Annotated in this window: 14 protein-coding genes; 5 read left to right on the top strand and 9 right to left on the bottom strand. The window is 53.0% G+C overall.

Annotated elements, in window-relative coordinates; all coding sequences use genetic code 11:
- Positions 1 to 39 precede the first annotated feature (39 nt).
- From KI379_RS08810 to KI379_RS08790, 5 genes are all read right to left on the bottom strand, one after another.
- On the bottom strand, positions 40 to 903 hold the full coding sequence (locus tag KI379_RS08810; protein ID WP_212983322.1) for a carbohydrate ABC transporter permease: 864 nt from the start codon (positions 901 to 903) through the stop codon (positions 40 to 42).
- Between the two features lie 12 nt (positions 904 to 915).
- Entirely contained in the window at positions 916 to 1857 is a 942-nt protein-coding gene (locus KI379_RS08805) for an ABC transporter permease (protein ID WP_244879223.1), read from the bottom strand.
- A gap of 141 nt (positions 1858 to 1998) precedes the next feature.
- Complete coding sequence (locus tag KI379_RS08800; RefSeq protein WP_212983321.1) at positions 1999 to 4236, bottom strand: helix-turn-helix domain-containing protein; 2238 nt, start codon at positions 4234 to 4236, stop codon at positions 1999 to 2001.
- Between the two features lie 212 nt (positions 4237 to 4448).
- Entirely contained in the window at positions 4449 to 5852 is a 1404-nt protein-coding gene (locus KI379_RS08795; protein WP_076167619.1) for an NAD-dependent malic enzyme, read from the bottom strand.
- A gap of 298 nt (positions 5853 to 6150) precedes the next feature.
- Positions 6151 to 7041: a GNAT family N-acetyltransferase gene (locus KI379_RS08790; protein WP_212983320.1), complete on the bottom strand. Its 891-nt coding sequence runs from the start codon at positions 7039 to 7041 to the stop codon at positions 6151 to 6153.
- A gap of 318 nt (positions 7042 to 7359) precedes the next feature.
- On the opposite strand from KI379_RS08790, the gene KI379_RS08785 reads away from it, so the two are divergent.
- Both KI379_RS08785 and KI379_RS08780 read left to right on the top strand, forming a co-directional pair.
- Positions 7360 to 9471: an acyltransferase family protein gene (locus KI379_RS08785; RefSeq protein ID WP_212983319.1), complete on the top strand. Its 2112-nt coding sequence runs from the start codon at positions 7360 to 7362 to the stop codon at positions 9469 to 9471.
- Positions 9472 to 9737: 266 nt separating this feature from the next.
- Positions 9738 to 10664: an aldo/keto reductase gene (locus KI379_RS08780; protein WP_212983318.1), complete on the top strand. Its 927-nt coding sequence runs from the start codon at positions 9738 to 9740 to the stop codon at positions 10662 to 10664.
- A 151-nt stretch (positions 10665 to 10815) separates the two neighbouring features.
- On the opposite strand, the gene KI379_RS08775 is transcribed toward KI379_RS08780, so the two are convergent.
- The 4 genes from KI379_RS08775 to KI379_RS08760 all read right to left on the bottom strand — a co-directional run bounded on the left by KI379_RS08775 (position 10816) and on the right by KI379_RS08760 (position 14903).
- A complete protein-coding gene (locus KI379_RS08775; protein ID WP_212983317.1) occupies positions 10816 to 11742 on the bottom strand; it encodes a D-alanine--D-alanine ligase in 927 nt (308 codons plus the stop codon).
- A complete protein-coding gene (gene pdxR / locus KI379_RS08770; protein ID WP_212983316.1) occupies positions 11736 to 13193 on the bottom strand; it encodes a MocR-like pyridoxine biosynthesis transcription factor PdxR in 1458 nt (485 codons plus the stop codon). The genes KI379_RS08775 and pdxR overlap by 7 nt, the downstream gene beginning before the upstream one ends.
- Positions 13194 to 13509: 316 nt before the next feature.
- Positions 13510 to 13959, bottom strand: a complete 450-nt coding sequence (locus tag KI379_RS08765) for an OsmC family protein (RefSeq protein ID WP_212983315.1) — start codon at positions 13957 to 13959, stop codon at positions 13510 to 13512.
- The gene (locus KI379_RS08760; RefSeq protein ID WP_212983314.1) at positions 13956 to 14903 is read right to left on the bottom strand and encodes a radical SAM/SPASM domain-containing protein; all 948 of its coding nucleotides are present in this window, start codon (positions 14901 to 14903) and stop codon (positions 13956 to 13958) included. Before KI379_RS08760 ends, KI379_RS08765 begins: the two co-directional genes overlap by 4 nt.
- Before the next feature lie 216 nt (positions 14904 to 15119).
- On the opposite strand from KI379_RS08760, the gene KI379_RS08755 reads away from it, so the two are divergent.
- The 3 genes from KI379_RS08755 (at position 15120) to KI379_RS08745 (ending at position 18983) form a co-directional block, all read left to right on the top strand.
- Positions 15120 to 15950 carry a protein-glutamine gamma-glutamyltransferase gene (locus KI379_RS08755; RefSeq protein WP_244867295.1) on the top strand — a complete coding sequence of 277 codons (831 nt, stop codon included), beginning with the start codon at positions 15120 to 15122 and terminating at the stop codon, positions 15948 to 15950.
- A gap of 207 nt (positions 15951 to 16157) precedes the next feature.
- Positions 16158 to 17522: a guanine deaminase gene (guaD, locus tag KI379_RS08750; RefSeq protein WP_212983313.1), complete on the top strand. Its 1365-nt coding sequence runs from the start codon at positions 16158 to 16160 to the stop codon at positions 17520 to 17522.
- 126 nt (positions 17523 to 17648) lie between these two features.
- A complete protein-coding gene (locus tag KI379_RS08745; RefSeq protein ID WP_212984655.1) occupies positions 17649 to 18983 on the top strand; it encodes a uracil-xanthine permease family protein in 1335 nt (444 codons plus the stop codon).
- Positions 18984 to 19158 lie beyond the last annotated feature (175 nt).

Genomic DNA, 19158 nt, shown 5'->3' with positions numbered 1-19158 from the left:
GCATCATAGCCCCCTTTAATTGATCGTATCCGCCGGTTATTAAGCTTTTACAGAACCGAGAAGAGCACCTTTGATGAAATAACGCTGTAAAAACGGATATACGGCTAAGATTGGAACCAATGAGACGAAAATGGTAGCGGCAATGACCGATTCGCTGGAGGTTTCTGTCAATTGGCCTAGCTGCTGCGCTTCATTTTGCCCCATGATGATTTGCCGAAGCAGTACGGGCAGTGTAGTTAGTTCCTTATCGCTCATGTAAATAAACGATTGGAAAAAGTTGTTCCACAGCCCTACAGCCATCCAAAGGGCGAGCGTCGCCAACACAGGCTTGCATAGCGGCAGAATGATCGTAAAAAAGATGCGGTACGGATTCGCCCCATCGATCATCGCCGATTCCTCCAATTCCTCGGGCAATGAACGCATAAAACTGATCATGATGATCACGTTAAAGGCCGATATCAAATTGAGCGCTATGACGACCCAAATCGTATTGACCAGGTGCAATTCGCGCATGACCAAATAGGTCGGAATCAAGCCGCCGCTGAATATCATCGTGAACAGAACGAACGACATAAACGCATTTTTCCAAGGGAGCGTCCGCTTTGTGAGTGGATATGCAGTAGTAGACGTGAACAGGAGGCTCAGGAAAACACCGACAACGGTAATAAAGATCGAGTTGCCATATGCGTTCCAGATATAATCGGTATGGAGAATCGTTTTATAAGCGCTGAACGTAAACTCGCGCGGCCACAAAAAAAGCCCTCCGCGAATCGCCTCCTCCTTGGAACTCAGCGACAGAGCGATCTCTCTCCAGAGCGGATACAGCATGATGGCGGCCAACAGGGTAAGGAAGAGCATATTGGCCGCATCGAATAGGCGGGACAACAAGGATTTGTTCTTCATGGTCGATTCACCTCACCAAATCCCGTGGCCGGTCAGCCGTTTGGAAATCTGGTTTGTAATCAGCAGCATGACCAGTCCAATCACGGATTGGAACATTCCGGCTGCCGTAGCAAACGAGAACCGCCCCATCGAGATGCCGACACGGTATACATACGTTTCCAGTACGTCTGCCACGCTGTAAACCAGCGGATTATACAGAACGAAAATTTGGTCGAAGCCGACATTCAGGATATGGCCGGTGCGCAAAATAAGTAAAACCACGATCGTACCCGCGATCGACGGAAGCGTGATGTGCCATATCAGCTGAAAACGGCTTGCCCCGTCCATTCGTCCGGCATCGTACAAATCAGGGCTGATTCCCGTGATTGCGGCTAAATAGATAATCGTCCCCCATCCAACTTCTTTCCACACGTCCGATGCTACGAGTAAACTGCGGAAGCTTCCAGGATCCATGAGCGGGGATGTGGAAATGCCTAAAAATTCAAGCAATCCGCTGTCCGTGGAAAACAAAGAAAATAAAATCCCCCCCAAAATCACCCAGGATACAAAGTGCGGAAAATACACGATCGTTTGTATAATCCGCTTAAAGCCGGAGTGGAACACTTCGTTCAACAACAGAGCCAACATAATGGGTGCAGGAAAATTGAAAACCAATTTGTACAAGCTGATGATCAGCGTGTTCCTTAACGCCACCCAGAAGTCAGGGGAGTCAAACAGAATACGAAACCACTTCAAACCTGCCCAATCGCTGCCAAAGATACCTTCCGACAATTTGAAATCTTTGAATGCGATCGTGATGCCGAACATGGGCCAGTAGTTGAATAAAAGCAAGTAGATGATACCTGGTGCCAATAAGATCAAATAATGCTTATGCTTCCGGACACGCTTGATCCAATTTGGCAAAGCAGACGGTTTGCGCGCGGCCTTTGCGGCCGGATTGACGGATAAGCCCAATTAAAGTTCCTCCTTTCAACAGATACTTGGTTGCGCTTACATCATAACCGTCGCAGGGACTGGAGGAACATCATCATTATTTGATATTGATGGCCGAAAACCCGCCTCTATTAAGTTTTGTTCAAAAAATGCACATCACGCTCAAGAATGATCCATTGATCTTTTACGGTATTCCCCTGGCGTGGTGCCTTCGAACTTCTTGAATGAGCGGATATAGGTATGAACATCGTTGTAACCGATTTGTTCAATAATTTGCTGCAATGTTTTCCGGTGATCTTTGAGCAGCGTTTTGCTGATTTTCAAACGGTATTCCGTCAAATACTCCTGCGGCCGTTTGCCGACCTCGGCTTTGAACAGGCGGCTCAAATAGGATGCACTGATCCCAAGCGAGGAAGCGACGTCGGAAATGGAAATGTTTTCGGCATAATGATTTTCAATAAATGATATCGCCTGATGGACGATCGCACCATAATCATCATCCCTCCTGCGCAAGGTTTCCAAGTACAAGATGACGTGATCGGTTTGACTCACCAGTAATTGGCGGAGCTCGTCCCTGTTCTGGCAATGCTGCAGCTGAAGCAGGTCAATTTCGTTCATTAATGGTCCGATATCAAATCCTTCCTGAACGAGGGAGCTGATGACATGACTCATTAACACAAGGATCGTTTGCAGCAGTTTGGGATAGGGATAGACGCTGTTTTCTAAATATCGGTCGAACATTTCAGTGATATAACTTTCAGCCGCATCGCGATCCGTGGACAATATCGCATTCATAATCAGCTTTTGATATACAGCCGGATACTGGTAGTGAACATTCTCGTCCATCGGTTTGGAAAAATAGATATCCGTTTCCATAAAGGCTTTATAAGCGATCATCCGTTTCACCTGCTCGAAGCCCTCATGAAGCTGGTCCAGGGGATAAACGGAACTGATACAGAAGGAAACGGTCGCGTCAATGCGGTCCCGGGCGAGTTGTTGTATGCTGCGGCAAACATCCTCAAGCCTTGCCATCTGAAACTCGTCCATTTCCTCATATTCCACATTGACGATAAACCCGATTTTTTGACGGTCCAATATCGTACCGGCAGACGGAATGCCCAATCCAAACGTATCTTCGGCCAGGCTGTACAAATACAAAAGCTGGTTCGCGATTTTTCCTTGGTGATCCAGCGATTCGTCGATCATAACAAGCACGACAAAGTTAGGATACACAAATTGGATTCCCGCTTCGCGAAACCTTATGGTGATATCAGAGGATTCCACGCGATGATCATGGAGCAATTCATGCACCAATTGATAGCGTACGATCGGTTCATTTTTACGGATGACCGCCAACAGATCATGGATTGCGTAGTTCACAAACGTGTAGGGATCCCGGCTCTCACCCGTAAATACAAAACCTTTGAGCCTATCGGCCAAACGTTTCCAGGGCGTGTATAGCATGGATGCAAAGTAATAGGATACCCCAACCCCTGCTGCCGTGACGACGAGAAGGATCAATGCCGCCTGTTTAAAGGCTGCGGCTACCTGCTTGTCATATGCCGCGAAAGGAGACAGCTGAATGATAACAAAGCCGCTGGCCGGCAGTTTATATGCCGATACCAAATAATCCTCATCACCTATCGTTCTCCGATCAGACTTCACTGTTCCGGCCTGCAGTGAATCCGCTATTTTTTCCGCATCCAGTCCCTGGATGGGCCCGGATATCATGCGCCCTTCCGGATCGAGCAGAATCATCGGCCCTGCCTGCTCTTTTTGGAGATTCATCCACGTATTATAAAAGACGTCTTTCTGGACGTTAAGCACCAGGACTCCCAGCGGAGTCGACTGGACCGGTGGAACCGAACGCGCAAATGTCAAAATGCCTCGGCCGTCCTCATTTGGTAAGGAACGCAGTCCTATCCATGAAGACGATTTGCTTGTACTGACAGTATTCAAACCCTGAAGGAAAGCTTTGTCGTAAAAATCAGCCTCATCATAGATGCCTTCATTTGTCGTCAATACCTTCCTGTTTTGCAAAATGTCGAGGTACAGCGAGTGGAACAGCGGATTAATCACGGTCCAACTCCGCAATTGCTCTTTCGTTTGAGCATAATCATAAGCGGTTTGATCGAAAGGATGCTTCAGCAGATCCAGCACGCTGGGCGAGAGGGAAATTTGTAATACCATTTGATTCATTTGATCCAGAAGAATATCCAAGTTTCGCGAGGAGCGATCCAAATAAGTATGGGAAGCGTTCTCCAACTGTCCGCGCGCGTCATGTTGTATGCGGTATACCTGAAATGAGAGCAGCAGGAGCGTCGGGATGAGGATCGTAATAAGAAACAGGAGCAGGTGTTTATGAAAAACGAATTTCACTTCTTTACGTTTACGGAACATGCGAATCAATCCCCCATGACCTGAACATACATAGGTTAATAGCCAATCAAAATGGCATGATATATACAAGAAACCGTCCCTCTTGTGTCATCATAACCCTGCTTAACCAAAGGACGGCTTCTTGATTTGATTATTTAGTTTATAACATACAGAGAAACCGCCCAGATCAGCCCACGACTTTTCTGGACGGCTCCTGTCCGCAAACTCCCCGTTTATCTGAAGTCCTTCGGAATTCTGCGCGCCACCCCGGTCAGGATCGCAGCCTGGACCACTGCTTTGCGGATTTCGATCACAACCTGCTCGTTAAAAATACTCGGGATGATGTACAGCTCGTTCAGCTCCCCGCCCGAGACGACCGAAGCGATCGCCCGCGCCGCCGCCAGTTTCATCGGTTCGTTGATGCAGCGGGCCCGGCAGTCAAGCGCTCCGCGGAACAGGCCCGGAAAGACGAGCACGTTGTTGATCTGGTTCGGATAATCGCTGCGCCCGGTCGCGTAGACCCGGGAATGCGGAATCGCCTCTTCCGGCGACACCTCCGGCTCTGGATTCGCCATCGCAAAGACGATCGGATCCGGCCCCATGCTGCGGATATCCTCCCCGTTCAGCAGATTGCCGCGCGATACGCCGATGAATACGTCGGCCCCTTTGATCACCTCTTTAAGCGACCCTTCGTTCGCCTCGACCTGCGGCTGGTCTGCCAGCCACTGCCACATCGGATGGCTGTATGTACCTCCCCGGACGATTGCGCCTTCCCGGTCAACCGGAACCAGCTTCGTTACGCCGGCGCTGAGGAGCATTTTGCAAATGGACACGCCCGCCGCACCGATGCCGTTCACGACGACCCGGATATTCTCCATCCGTTTGTTGACCACCTTCAAGGCGTTCAAGAGACCGGCGATGACGACCACGGCCGTACCATGCTGGTCATCATGGAATATCGGCATATCCAGCTCCTGGGCCAGCCGCGTCTCGATTTCGAAGCAGCGCGGAGAGCTGATGTCCTCCAGGTTGATACCGCCGAAAATCGGGCTGATCGCCTTGATCGTCCGGATAATTTCCTCCGTGTCCGTCGTATCCAGGCAGATCGGAAACGCATCGACACCGGCAAGCTGCTTGAACAGCATCGCCTTGCCTTCCATCACGGGAGCCGCCGCATGCGGACCGATATCCCCAAGTCCGAGAACAGCTGTACCGTCGGTGATGACCGCTACCGTATTGCGTTTAATCGTGAGCGAATAAGCCTTATCCTGGTCTTCGTGGATCGCAGTGCACACCTTGGCCACACCCGGCGTATACACACGCGACAAGTCGTCCCGGTTTTTGATCGGCAGCGTCGGCTGAACCTTGATTTTGCCGCCCAAGTGAACGAGAAAGGTCCGGTCGGACACGTTGATCAGCTTGATGCCGTCATGCCGCTTCAGCGATTCAACGACGCGGTCCTCCTGCGTGTCGGCCACCTCAACCGTAATATCCCGCACAGAAGAATCCTTCCCGGGGCGGATGACGTCGATGGAGGTGATGTCCCCTCCCGATTTACTGATCGCGGCTGCGACATCTCCAAAAGTTACCTTCCCGTGATCCAGCTCAACCCTAAGAATAATACTCGTATTCGCCATGATGCATCCTCCTGATTCAAGGTTTAAAAATAGTCACCCGTGCTGTTAAAGCCATTTGTCATTTGTCCGAAGTCTGACGACCCGGCTTTGTAACCGATTGCAATTCTATCATAAGCTGATCCCATATTCAGGCCAAAAGCTCGTCCGGTTTTGACTTTTCGGATCGAAACCGCCCGCAACATATCTTAACAATAACCGCGAAACTGCACAAGCATCAGACGTATCCATAAGGAACGGGAGTAACTCAGCGCTCCCACCGCAGCTTCGGCCCGCGTATAGTTTATATACGCTTGAGCCGTTACACGCTGCGTTTCATATGTACCTGGCTGACCGATATGCCAAAACCGGCTTCCTTCAGCACGCCCGTCAGCATCGTTTCGGACCCGGGAATGTTGACGGTACGCAGGGTCAGTCCAAGGCTGGACGGCCCAAACACTTCGCTTAGGAGGCCCTTCATCAGCGCCAAAGCGTCTTCGCTTTGCCCGCCCAGAACCTTGCATTGAAAGAGCGACGTGGAGGTATGCGTCCCCTGATCATCGAAGCCCCTTTTATACAGTGCGTAACCGGCAGGCTGACCTTCCGGATCGAACGCGATCAGCGATTCGCCGTTCACGATGCTCTCCCATTGCGTCTGCCAAGGCTGGTTACTGACCGGCACTTGCAGCCTTTGGATATCCTGCGGAATGCCCCTGCGGAATTCGTACTCTCCGGAACCGCCGCCGGTCAGCGCTTCATCTTTCAGGCTTTTGCATTCATAGAAGAAGAGATCGTCAATGACCTCATATCCCATCCGCTCGTACAGCGATATGGCCGGCTTGTTATCGCTCAGCGCTTCGAGCAGGGCGACATCCGCACCCTCCGCTTCGTACAGCTCAAGGCTGGCTTTGATCAGCAGCTTGCCGATGCCTTTGCCCCGGTACGCCGGGATGATCCCCGTTCCCCCGTTCCATGCTGTCTTCACACCGCCGGTATTCCGCAGACCGTTCATGACAAAACCGACGGGAATACCGTCCACACAGCCGACGATCGACTGGGCGAGCGACAATCCTTGATCTGCACTTCTCTTGAGGAGCATGTCCATGCTCATCGTGATGGGGACCGAATACCCCTTAAACCCTTCGTTCCAAAGATCCGTAAGCTCGGCAGGCGAAAATTCACTCATCCTTCTCATGATTACATTCATTTTCATTCATTCCCCACTTTCTGCAGATCTAACTACATAGAATGAACTAAAGAATGAATGTTATAGGCCATATAAGCAACAGGAAGTTCAATACACAGCTTTAGTTCAATCTATATACATAATGAATAAAATGTGAAATGAACGCAATCATTTTGTAACTTTCCCTTCGGTGCCCTATGATAAAGTATGACATGGTAAACTTATGTTTCACCGATCAACAATGTCTGGAGGCAGCTAAAGAATGCGCACATACATCTCAGGAAGTTCATACATAGCCGTTAACAACAGCGCCGCTCACCTGCCTGAAAAGCCGGGTAAGCCGCTATGATTCACCTCTCGCCGAATGAAAAAAGATATATGCCGGGACTGGACGGACTCCGGACCCTGGCTGTTTTCGCTGTCATTTTATACCATCTGAACGTCGGCTGGGCGCCGGGGGGACTGCTTGGCGTAAGCATATTTTTCGTCCTGTCCGGATATTTGATCACCGATCTTCTTACCGCCGAGTGGCGAAGGAGCGGAACACTGGACCTGAAGCAGTTTTGGATCAGACGGTGCCGGAGGCTGCTTCCCGCCATGATCGTCATGCTCGCCGCCGTGACCGCCTGGGTGACATTGGCGCGGCCGTCGACAATGCCGGTTTTAAAGGGCGACGCGATCTCGTCACTCTTTTATGTCAACAATTGGTATCTGATCTACCACCAGGTATCGTACTTTGAAAAATTCGGGCCCGTCTCGCCGCTCGGGCATCTGTGGTCGTTATCGGTTGAGGAGCAGTTTTACGTGCTGTGGCCGCTGCTTATGCTGATCGGTCTGAAGCTCGCCCCGCGGCGGGGAAAAATGTTTCTGTTCATGCTCTCGGCCGCGGCGGTATCCGCCCTGGCGATGCTGGTCATCTACGATCCGGGGACGGATCCCAGCAGGGTTTATTACGGGACGGATACGCGGGCGTTTTCGCTCCTGATCGGTGCCGCGCTCAGCATTATTTGGCCCAGCCGCAAGCTGTCTCCCCGGATCGACCGGTTCTCCAGGCGCTTGCTGGACGGCATCGGCATAATCAGCTTAGCAGCGATTCTGGTCATGATCTGGACCACTAACGAATACGACGCATTCCTGTACCCCGGCGGCTTGGTCCTTCTGTCGCTGGCCGCGGCAGCAGCCGTGGCCGTGCTCGCCCACCCGGCAAGCCGGGTCGGCCGTCTGATTGGCTGCAAGCCGCTGCGATGGCTCGGCGTTCGCTCCTACGGCATATACATATGGCATTATCCAGTAATCATTTTAACCACAACAAACGGAGCCGGAGACGTGAGCGTCCCGAAAGCCGTATTTCAGGTGGCTGCCAGCATTGCGCTGGCTGCGCTGTCGTATACATTGATCGAAGAACCGATCCGCAAAGGGTTATTGGGAAAAGGGTGGAAGAAGCTGCGCTCCGGCAAACTGGGCGTAGATCAGATTCCGCTGAAGGGCTGGATTACCGGGGCTACCTTACTGCTGCTGGTCATTATCTCCTGCACGGGCATCGCCCGGACACCTGCGGTGGCTTCCACCGTCCAGGCGCTCGGCCCGGCCGCTTCCGGAGCTGACGGCTCCAGCCCGGTGTCACAGGAGGTTTCCGCTGCCGGGGACGGCACTGGAAATGCGGATGCCCCTGCTTCCGGCCAGCAAACCGCAAAAGGCGGCGATCATCACGACGCCGGCCCGGCGGAAACCTCTGCCGGCAGTCCCGCCGACGTGCAAACGCCTCCTGCAGCCCAGGGCCAGCAGCCTGCGGATGATGCAGCTTCGGGCACTACAGGCCAGGCCGAAGATCCGCCTTCCGCCGGCGGCAAAGCAACATCGTCCGCGAATCCCGTAGGCGTGGCCGGCACGACTCCCGCCAAATCCGGCGAGCCGGGAGGGAGTTCGGGCAAGGCGTCCGGGCAAGGGGCCGGCGCAGCGGGAACGAACGCCCCTCCTCCGGTCAAGCGGAATCTGGCGGTGAGCGCCATCGGCGATTCCATCCTGCTGGACGCCGCCCCATATTTGCAGCAGTACCTTCCCGGCATCGTCGTCGATGCCGAGATCGGCCGGCAAATGTCCGAAGCGCCGGACATCGTGGAGCGGCTCCGGTCGGAAGGCAAGCTCGGCGACTACGTGGTGATCGAGCTCGGAACCAACGGCGCCTTCAGCTCCAAGCAGCTTTCCCGGCTTCTCGACTCGCTGAAGGACGTCCGGCAGGTCGTGCTCGTGAACACCCGGGTGCCGAGAAACTGGGAAAGCACAGTAAATACGGCGCTCCGAAAGGCAGCCGATGCCCATGACAATGCGACGCTGCTCGATTGGTACGAAGCGAGCAGCGGACAGTCCTTCTTTACACCCGATGGGGTCCATCTCAAGGCGGATGGAGCCAAACTGCTGGCATCGCTGATCACGAATGCCGTCGGAACCAAGAAATGACCAGTCTCACGAAACGTTTGTGTTTAAAGCTTTTGAGATATACACGTATTGGAACTCATACATGACTGTTACCTTTTAGTGGTTCGTCAGGCACTGCCGCACAGCCGGGCACGGAAATGATCCGTGTCCGGTTTTTTTGATTCATTTTCAATGGAGCCTTCTCCCTCACGTCTCCCCGCCTAACTGTACATATTGAATAAACAGTTCGCAATTTGATATGATAATGAAGGATTACCATCAATGAATGTAGAGAAGGAGAGATCACCATGGCTACGATTCGTTTAGGCAAAAGCGATCTGCATATTAATCCGATTGGGCTCGGAGCCAACGCTGTCGGCGGGCATAATCTGTATCCGAATCTGAATGAAGAGACAGGCAGGGACGTGGTCCGGACTGCCCTCGACCTCGGGGTGAATTTCCTGGATACCGCGTTCATCTACGGTCCCGGCCGCTCCGAAGAGCTGATCGGCGAGGTGCTGAAGGAGAAAGGCAGAGCGAAAGCCGTCCTCGCGACCAAAGGCGCGCACAAGTTTGTGGATGGCAAAGTTGTGATGGACAATTCGCCCGCCTTTTTGCAGCAGTCGGTCGAAGACAGTCTGAGACGCCTGCAGACGGATTACATTGACCTGTTCTACATCCATTTCCCCGATGAGCAGACGCCGAAGGCTGAAGCCGTCGGAGCGCTGCAGAGGCTGAAGGAACAGGGCAAAATCCGGGCCATCGGCGTATCGAATTTCAGCATCGACCAGCTGAAAGAGGCAAACGTGAACGGCTATGTGGATGTGCTCCAATCGGAATACAACCTTTTTGCCCGGGACGCGGAAAAGGAGCTGCTTCCATACTGCGAAGCCAATGGCATCTCGTTTGTTCCTTATTTCCCACTGGCTTCCGGCCTGCTAGGCGGCAAATATACGAAGGACACCACGTTCCGCGATTTGCGCGCGAACAATCCGCGCTTTCAAGGCGAAGCTTTCGCCCGGAACCTGGACAAGGTGGATCGACTGCGGCCGATCGCTTCGCAAAAGAACGTCGAAGTGGCTCATGTGGTGCTGGCCTGGTACCTGAAGCAGCCGGCCATTGACGCCCTGATTCCGGGAGCGAAAAAACCGGAGCAGGTAAAGGAAAACCTGAAGACGCTGGACGTTCAATTAACGGATGCTGAAGTCGAAGAGATCAGCAGTATCTTTAAATAATCCGCGGGGACCATCGGCGGATGAGCCGGTACTGCGGGAAAGACGCGGCTTATCTGGCTTCGGATGTATATGTTTTTTGATCTCTTCAACAAAAGGAGCTGCTTTCAGGGCGATCCGCCCTAAAAGCAGCTCCTTTGCTGTCATCCACCAATTACACAACGAGCCCGTACTCCCTCCGACGTTCAGCCAATGACCCCTCGATGATCCGGTCCAGCAGGGCGGAGAAGGACAGCCCAGCGGCCAGCGCGCTCTTGGGCAGCAGACTGGTCCGGGTCATACCAGGCAGCGTGTTGACCTCCATCACGTAAGGAATGCCCTGGTGGAGCATGACATCCACCCTCGCGTACACGCTGCATTTGAGCACGCGGCAGCTGAGTTCGGCGGCCCGGCGGACCTGTTCGGCGGTATCCGGATCCAGGCTCGCGACGACTTCTTCGCACTCCCCTTCTTCGTATTTGGACGTGTAATCGAAAAACTCTCCGTTCGGCTTGATCGCCAGAACCGGAAGGTACTCACCGTTCAGCAGGCTGCACGTGATTTCCTCACCCTCGATGTACTGCTCGAGGATCACTTCATCGTCCCAGTGGAAAGCGCGCTCCACCGCTTCCCGCAAGCTCTGCTCATCCCGCGCCAGCGTCACGCCGACGCTGGAACCGCCGCTGTTCGGCTTGACGACAAGCGGATAGAGCGGTTCCGATGCGAGCACGTTCTCCAGCTCATCCGGACTCGTCAGCAACATCCAGTCGGGTGTCTCTACACCCTCGTAACGGAGCAGCTTCTTTGCCGTATTTTTGTCCATGCACAGACTGCTCGCCAAAACGCCGCTGCCGGTGTATGGAACACCGAGCGTCTCGAGCGTACCCTGAATCGTTCCGTCTTCCCCGTATTTGCCATGCAGGGCGATCACGGCCATGTCGATACCGGCCAGCTGCTGCGGCAAATCCCGTTTCCTCGTAATTTCGATCGGCCGGACTTCGTATTTGGCGGGATCCAAATGCGAGATGATCTCCCGTCCCGTCATCAGCGACACCTCCCGTTCCGAGGAATCTCCGCCCATAATTACGCCTACTCTTAACATCCGTTCTCCTCCATTCGTCTTTGGACCGCCTTTCCGATCACCTGAATGCCGTGGACAAGTTCTTCATCGCTCACCCGTGAAAAACCGATCCGCAGCGTTCCCTCACCCTGACCGTCCGTATAGAACACATCTCCTGCGGTAAACACCACGCCTTGTTCGTAACAATCCCGCAGAACATCCCTTGAGCGGATGCCGTCCTGCAGCTCAAGGAACAGATGGAGCCCGCCGGTTCCGGTTAACCTTTTGTGCGGTATATACTTGCGGCAGCACTCTACCGCCAGCTCGTGCTTATGCTTGTATTCAGATTTCGCCCGCTTCAAATACTTCTCAAAATTGCCGTTATGAAAATATTGATACAGCACCGCCTGATCCAGCGTAGAGGTGTGAATGTTTCTAGCCCGCTTGACGCTGACCAGCGCATCGATCAGCTCCCTGTCCGCCGCGATCCAGCCGATGCGGATGCCCGGGAACAATATTTTGGAAAAGCTCCCGAGGTAAATGACGCTGTTTCCATCCCCGCCGAAGGCCGCCAGCGGGGCCATGTGCGAACCCGAATAGCGCAGCTCCTCATTAAAGCCGTCCTCGATCAATGGAATATGGTGCTTTGCCAGCAGGCGCAGCACTTCGACCCGCTTTTCGGCCGACATCACGATCCCGGTCGGGTTGTGATACGACGGGGTGAGGAACGCCAGACCGAAGGAGTTCTCGGTCAGCGCCCGCTCCATCTCGCCGATATCGATCCCGTCCTGCTCCATGCCGATCCCGGTAATGTCATATCCTTGAAGCCGGGAAATTTTGATGGCTGTGTGATGAGTCGGGTTTTCACACAAAATATGCTTTTCATTCACGTTCAGCGAGGACAGAATGATATCATAAGCTTCCGTGAACCCGTTCGTGATCAGAATATCTTTACCGTCCATGTCGACGCCTTTCGTTTCCATATAACCCGTCAAATACTCGATCAACGGTTTGTATCCTTTGGCGTAGCCGTAGTTGAGCAAAATTTCCCCTTCGATCGCCATCCGGTCCAGAAAAGCGCGCTTCACGTTGGCCAGGTCGAAGAGCTTCTCGTCGGGGGCGATGCTCGCGAAGTTAATCATCCCCTTCTCCCCGCGCAGGTCGCGCTTCATCAGATCCAGATCCGTGGCCGCTTGTGCCACCGGGCTCAAATGCTGCTGCCAATCCACATGCCAGGAAGGTACCGAAGCGATGCCCACTTTGGAGACGAAGGTTCCTTTGGAGCGGACGGTATAAATGTACCCTTCCTCCTCGAGCTCGGTGTACACCGCCACCAGTGTGTTGCGGCTGATATTCAGCATCGTGCTGAGCTCCCGCGTCGACGGCAGCTTCTGGTCCACCCTTCCCTTGCCCTTGGTGATCCACTGCTTCAAGTATTCTTTGACCTGCACCGTCAGCGGCCGGCCTTCTGTAATTTTAAAATCCGTAAACATAACGTTATTCCCCCCGTACCTATCTTCACACAAACCGCTGCCTGATAAAAGATCCACCGGACGGCGTTTTCCGGCCCGGCGTGGTTTAGTTTGTCCGCAGGCCAAGATACCGGCTCTCGCCGAACCGCTTCGGCTGTCCTCCTTCTCAGGATGCCCGAAAGCCGGAGGCCGACTCACCCGCCTTCATTCATTTGTGATCTGGGCACTTTCCTGAGTTTGTCCAAGCAAACAGAAAGACCGCCGGGCAGCCTGCCCAAGCGGTCTGTTCATACATTCAGCGATTTGGCGCTCGCCTCTCACCAAGGCTTTAACGCCGCTATTCCGTAACGGTTTCGATCTTCGGCTCGGTCGCGAGGGCCACATTCCCGGATACCGCCCGGGAAATCATGCAGGAGCCTTCCGCTTTATGCGCCAGCCTGTCCGCCGTCTCCACATCTTTGGCCGTTGCTTCACGGGCCAGCACGATATGCGGCTTGTGCGTAATGCTGACGTACGTAAAAATGTTGTCCGTCACGTCCACGATGCCTTCGGACTCCAGCGAAAGCTCATGAACCGGAAGGTGCGAACGCTCCATCATGGCCGCCAGTGTGATTAAGTAGCAGGTAGCGGCGGCGCCGAGCAGCATTTCGTCGGGGTTCGTCCCGACGCCCGGGCCTCCCATCTCTTTCGGGATGGAAATTTGCGTACGGAGATTGCCTGCTTCGATCTGTCCATCGCTGTTGCGTCCGCCGTTCCAGTCGGCCTTTAACACAAATGAATGTTTCACAGTCCAGTCGCCTCCTGTAATTCAGAGCGGACAGGCTGCGGTTCGTCAGAAGCGATGCCGTTCGCTTTATAGTTAAAGCGCTGGCGGTAGCCGCATTTTCTGCACAGCTCCTCCACGACCTCGCGCCGGGAAAAACCGTCGACGATCCGGTTTGCCCGCTCGCTTTCGATAATTTCGGAAAATGGGGTCTTGTGGATGTTGCCGAGATTAATGACGCCTTCCCCGTCAAGGCAGCAGGGGATCACTGTTCCATCCACCAAGACGCCCGCCTGATTGCGGAGTCCATGGCAGAAGCCCCGGCTGAGGTCTTCCTCCTCCGTCAGGTCCGGCCATTTAAATTCATGGTCCATATTGATGTAGATCCGGTCCGCAATTTTGATGCCTTTGCCGGGAACGATTTTTTCCTCGATCTTGTAATCCAGGTTAAACTCCTTCTCAATATACTCCAGCATTTCCCGATTGCGGCTCCGCTCCAAGTTCGTAGCGTTGTCCGGGTCGAGATTCCACAGCCGCAGCGATACGATCATGCCCGATTGGGACACCGCCTCTTTGACAAAGGAGAGCACTTTGGAGATATAGCCGTTCTTGTCCTGGGAACCGACATGCCCGTCAAAGCTGTGCAGGGAGAAATTCATCTGCCGCAGCGCCGGCTTGTTCAGCAGCTTCCGACCTGCCTTATGCAGCAGCGTGCCGTTGGACGTGATGTTCACTTTAAACCCTTTCTCATGGGCGATATCCAGCAGCTGGTCAATATGCGGATGAAGCAGCGGTTCGCCTTTGACGTGAAAATAAATATATTCCGTGTGGGGTTTGATCTCATCCAGAGTATGCGTAAATTGCTCAATCGTAATATAATTGGTCGCCCGGTGCGTCGGCGGACAAAACGTACAGGCCAGATTGCATTTGCTCGTCAGTTCGACGTAAAACTTTTTGAATTTTTTCATGATGGAAGCTCCAGTCTGATCCTTAAAAGTTACCTTCTCAACCTATTATATTAGAACATCCTTCCGAAGCAAACGTAAAGCGTATTTTTGACAAAGGACAGCCTTAATCGCTTGGATCTGACAATCGGGGTTATTTCCGGGCCCTGCCTGCTCATATGCTGATATATGCCGCGGGCTTTTTCGATCATCAATAAACGGCAAGGAGGGATGAACGGGGTGATTACGATTGGAAGCGGCGGGGAAACGGTGAACCCGTCTGGATGGCCGGATTTGTGGAGGGAAATTTACGACAGGAAGATGAGGAGCACGACCGCATATCATTACGAATCGCCGGCCCACTTGGTCTTTGAGCTTAGGCTCCGTGAAGCGATCGTTAGAGCGGCAGCCGACTTAAACCGGAGCGGGGTGCAGTTTGAAACCTTCAAAAATTCCCACTGCAACGAAGCGTACTGGTACTTGAACCGGCGCGGCGGCTTCGAGCTCAAGCCCCATGTTACGCCCGCCCAAGGAATCCAGGACATCTTCGTGAACGGCTGGGCGTATGGCTTCGAATGTGCGACGGGGATCGTGATCGTGATGTACAAGGGTGTGCTCGATTGTATTCGGGAAGACGACTTCAACCGTCTGTTCGCGAATCTGCTCCTGTACGACTGGCATTACGACAGCGACCTGGGATTGATTGAAAAAACGGGTTCCCGGGATTCCTATCCGGGCGACGTCCGGTATTTTAAAAATCCGGATGTCAACCCCCATCGGATCGAGTGGCAGGGTGAAAATACGATCCAAATGGACGACGACCTGTACTACGGTCACGGAGTCGGTATTGTCACTTCAGGCGAAATCATCAGTACGCTCAACCGGTACCGGATTCCAGGCAGCAGCCGTTCCGCCTATTTGACCGACCAGATCATCCATCCGGATTTTCTGTATTTGTCGGGATTCGCCGCCGGCGGGCCACCGGCCCCCACCAACTGGCAGCAGCAGCCCTACAGGGAGAACGGCATCACCGCTTCCCGGATCGGCAGCCGGGTCTATCTTCGCTATTAAGTCTGCAGCGCAACGGCACTTGGACTATACTGGTGCGGAATTAAGTCTAGACATGTACATGATGATTTAGGGTTTGATAGGTGACCGCCTTCCATTGGAGGCGGTTTTTCATTTTCACAATCATTCGCTTTTTAGTATAGACTAATCATTTTTCAGCGCATATAATAACAAAAGTATCTCCAAATAACGAACATTAAGGCGGTAAATATGAGTAAATATAAGCTATTTTTTCGAGGAACGGCATTTTCCAGTAAATCATCCAAAGAAATTGAAATCCTAAAAGACCATCTCTTTTGTATCCATGAAGACGGGAAAATCGAAAAAATCGTGGCTCCTGAGGATGCCGATTATCAGGTTCTGCTGGACGCTTATCAAGGCAAAGACAACTTTTATTCGTTAGCCGAAGGCCAGTACATTCTGCCCGGATTCATCGATCTGCATGTTCACGCGCCGCAATGGGCCCAATCCGGAACGGCACTGGACATCCCGCTCTATGATTGGCTCAACACCTATACTTTCCCGCTGGAATCCAAGTTCTCGGATCTCGATTTTGCCCAGGAGGTCTACGACGATCTGGTCCGCACCCTGCTCGCCAACGGCACGACGACAGCCCTTTATTTTGCCACCATACATAAAGATTCCAGTTTATTGTTAGCCCGGATTTGCGCCGAAAGGGGCCAACGCGGACTCGTCGGAAAAGTCGTCATGGATGACCCGGAGCAAAATCCGGAAAATTACCGCGACGCGGACACCAAGGCGGCACTTGCAGACACGGAAGAGTTTATACTCGCCGTCAAAGCATTGTCCAAAACAGTAAAACAAGGGGTATTTCCCGTCGTGACGCCAAGGTTCATTCCAAGCTGCACGGATGAGGCGCTGCAAGGCTTGGGAGAGCTGGCCGAAAAATACGACGCGTACGTGCAATCGCACTGCAGCGAAAGCGACTGGGCTCATGGTTATGTTCGGGACCGGTTCCGGAAAAACGATGCCTATGCGTTGCATGATTTTGGGCTGCTGCGCGACAAGTCCGTCATGGCCCACTGCAATTTCCTGAGCGACGATGACGCGGATTTATTTGCCGAAACCGGAACGGCTGTCGCCCACTGCCCGATATCTAACGCCTATTTTGCCAACAGCGTTATCCCCGTCGCCCATCTCCACGAAAAAGGGGTAGAAATCGGCCTGGGGACCGACATTTCGGGAGGCTTTTCTCCAAGCCTGTTCGATAATATCAGACAAGCCGTCATGTCCTCCAGAATGCTGGAGGATGGCGTGAACCCCGCCCTTCCTGCCGAAGACCGCGGTGTGCCGGGATCACGCATTACGGTCAACGAGGCGTTTTACCTCGCTACAGCAGGGGGAGGCGAAAGCTTAAGCTTGCCGGTCGGCCGCATCCAGGAAAACTATGCCTGGGATGTGCAGATCATCGATACGAAGCTGCCATCCGCCAAACTGCCGATCTTTGATCCAAATGAAGATTTGAACGACGTGTTCCAAAAAATGCTGTACCTGACCCGGCCCGAAAACATCCGCGAAGTTTGGGTACAGGGCGAAAAAGTCCATTCGCGTTAAAAGTAGACGCCCAGTGCAATGATTGGCATTCTTTTTATACTTTAAACCATTCGCTATTCCTAGAAAAAATCTAAAAAATTCGAGGTGTACTCCTGAGTGAACACACAAACCGCGGCACAATCAGCTATGCATTCCGAGATTCAAGAACAAGCTCCACAATTAACTGTTTCACCCGACGCTAAAATTCCGGTCTACAAATCGATCATTCTGGGCTTACAGCACGTCGTCGCCATGGACGTCTATGTCGTGCCATTTCTGATCGCGATGCTGATCGGCTTATCGTCCGGCCAGTCCAGCGCTTTGATTCAAGCGACCTTTATTGCGGCCGGTCTGGCTACGATCGTACAAACGTATTTTTGCATGAAGCTGCCTGTCGCCCAAGGCCCTTCCTACGTTCCGCTTGGCGCCATCGTCAGCATTTATGCCGCCAGCGGCGGCGGGCAGTTAGGCTGGAACTCCGTTTTAGGGGCGGGCTTGATCGGCGCGGTTTTGGTCATTGTTTTGGGCTTTACCGGCATTTTCAATAAAATCGTAAAAATGTTTATTCCGCCGATCGTTGGCGGCACGATCATTTTCATCGTCGGTCTTTCTTTACTGCCTGTGGCCATCCGGGATAATATCTACGGTGCGACAGATGCGACCATCAACCAAAACGTGCTGCTGGCCCTCATATCGGGCGCTGTACTCATCATTTTTGTCATCCTGGGTTCCTTGTTCCGCGGTAAAGGCTCCATCTTCCGTATCATTTCGGTCATGGTCGCGTTGGTCGTCGGATGTATTTCGGCGAATTTTATGGGTGTGCTTCATTTCTCTGCGGTGAACGATGCCAAATGGTTCAGTATGCCGCAGCTCCCCTTTGCCGATTTCGGCTTTTCGTTCAACATTTCGGCGATCATTACCATGGTCATTATTTATTTCGTCCTGTTGGCCGAAACGACAGGCACATGGTTTGCCGTCAGCAACGTCATCGATAAACCGTTAACCGATAAAAACTTAAACCGGGGTGTCATCGGGGAAGGCATCAGCTGTCTTATCGCTTCTTTGCTCGGTTCGACGCCGGTTACGGGTTATTCCACCAATGCAGGCATCATTTCCATCACGGGCATCGCGAGCCGCCGCGTCTTCCTGGCCGTAGGTGTATGGTTTGTCATCTTCGGCTGCTCGGGTAAACTGGCCGCGTTGATCTCATCCATCCCCACCGCTGTCATCGGCGGCGTCTTCACCATCGTCTGCGGCATCATCGCCATTAACGGCGTGCAGGTGATGAAAAACGTCAGCATCGCCGAAAAAGAAATGTACATCATCGCAATCCCGATGATCCTGACTTTGGCATTAGTCATGATTCCGCAGGATTTCCTGCACTCGCTGCCTACGTTCGTGCAATATTTACTGGGGTCGCCGATTTTGGCTGCATCGATTGCGGCGATCGTATTAAATAAGGTGCTGCCCGGCAGAAAATAAAGGAATTAGATGCGGGTTGCAATAAATAATGCAAGGAATCCGGGACAGGGCTGACCCGGAAGGACGCAAATAGCGTGCCTTCCAGTCAGCCCTGTTCCTTTACCGGAAGCTGCTGAATAGGCTGCGCCCTGACCTGCGAATGTAAAACCGGCCGGACTCGTCAAAGACAAGCCGA

This window comes from Paenibacillus cineris, from assembly GCF_018333335.1.
Lineage (GTDB): Bacteria > Bacillota > Bacilli > Paenibacillales > Paenibacillaceae > Paenibacillus_AQ > Paenibacillus_AQ favisporus.
The sequence above is the reverse complement of the archived record's forward strand: the minus strand, read 5'-3'. Positions and strand labels throughout refer to the sequence as shown.

Excerpts from the sequence above, each read along its gene's own strand:
- KI379_RS08810 (WP_212983322.1), bottom strand. The coding sequence starts at position 903 with ATGAAGAACAAATCCTTGTTGTCCCGCCTATTCGATGCGGCCAATATG.
- KI379_RS08800 (WP_212983321.1), bottom strand. The coding sequence starts at position 4,236 with ATGTTCCGTAAACGTAAAGAAGTGAAATTCGTTTTTCATAAACACCTG.
- KI379_RS08795 (WP_076167619.1), bottom strand. The coding sequence starts at position 5,852 with ATGGCGAATACGAGTATTATTCTTAGGGTTGAGCTGGATCACGGGAAG.
- KI379_RS08790 (WP_212983320.1), bottom strand. The coding sequence starts at position 7,041 with ATGAAAATGAATGTAATCATGAGAAGGATGAGTGAATTTTCGCCTGCC.
- KI379_RS08785 (WP_212983319.1), top strand. The coding sequence starts at position 7,360 with ATGATTCACCTCTCGCCGAATGAAAAAAGATATATGCCGGGACTGGAC.
- KI379_RS08780 (WP_212983318.1), top strand. The coding sequence starts at position 9,738 with ATGGCTACGATTCGTTTAGGCAAAAGCGATCTGCATATTAATCCGATT.
- KI379_RS08775 (WP_212983317.1), bottom strand. The coding sequence starts at position 11,742 with ATGTTAAGAGTAGGCGTAATTATGGGCGGAGATTCCTCGGAACGGGAG.
- pdxR (WP_212983316.1), bottom strand. The coding sequence starts at position 13,193 with ATGTTTACGGATTTTAAAATTACAGAAGGCCGGCCGCTGACGGTGCAG.
- KI379_RS08760 (WP_212983314.1), bottom strand. The coding sequence starts at position 14,903 with ATGAAAAAATTCAAAAAGTTTTACGTCGAACTGACGAGCAAATGCAAT.
- guaD (WP_212983313.1), top strand. The coding sequence starts at position 16,158 with ATGAGTAAATATAAGCTATTTTTTCGAGGAACGGCATTTTCCAGTAAA.
- KI379_RS08745 (WP_212984655.1), top strand. The coding sequence starts at position 17,649 with ATGCATTCCGAGATTCAAGAACAAGCTCCACAATTAACTGTTTCACCC.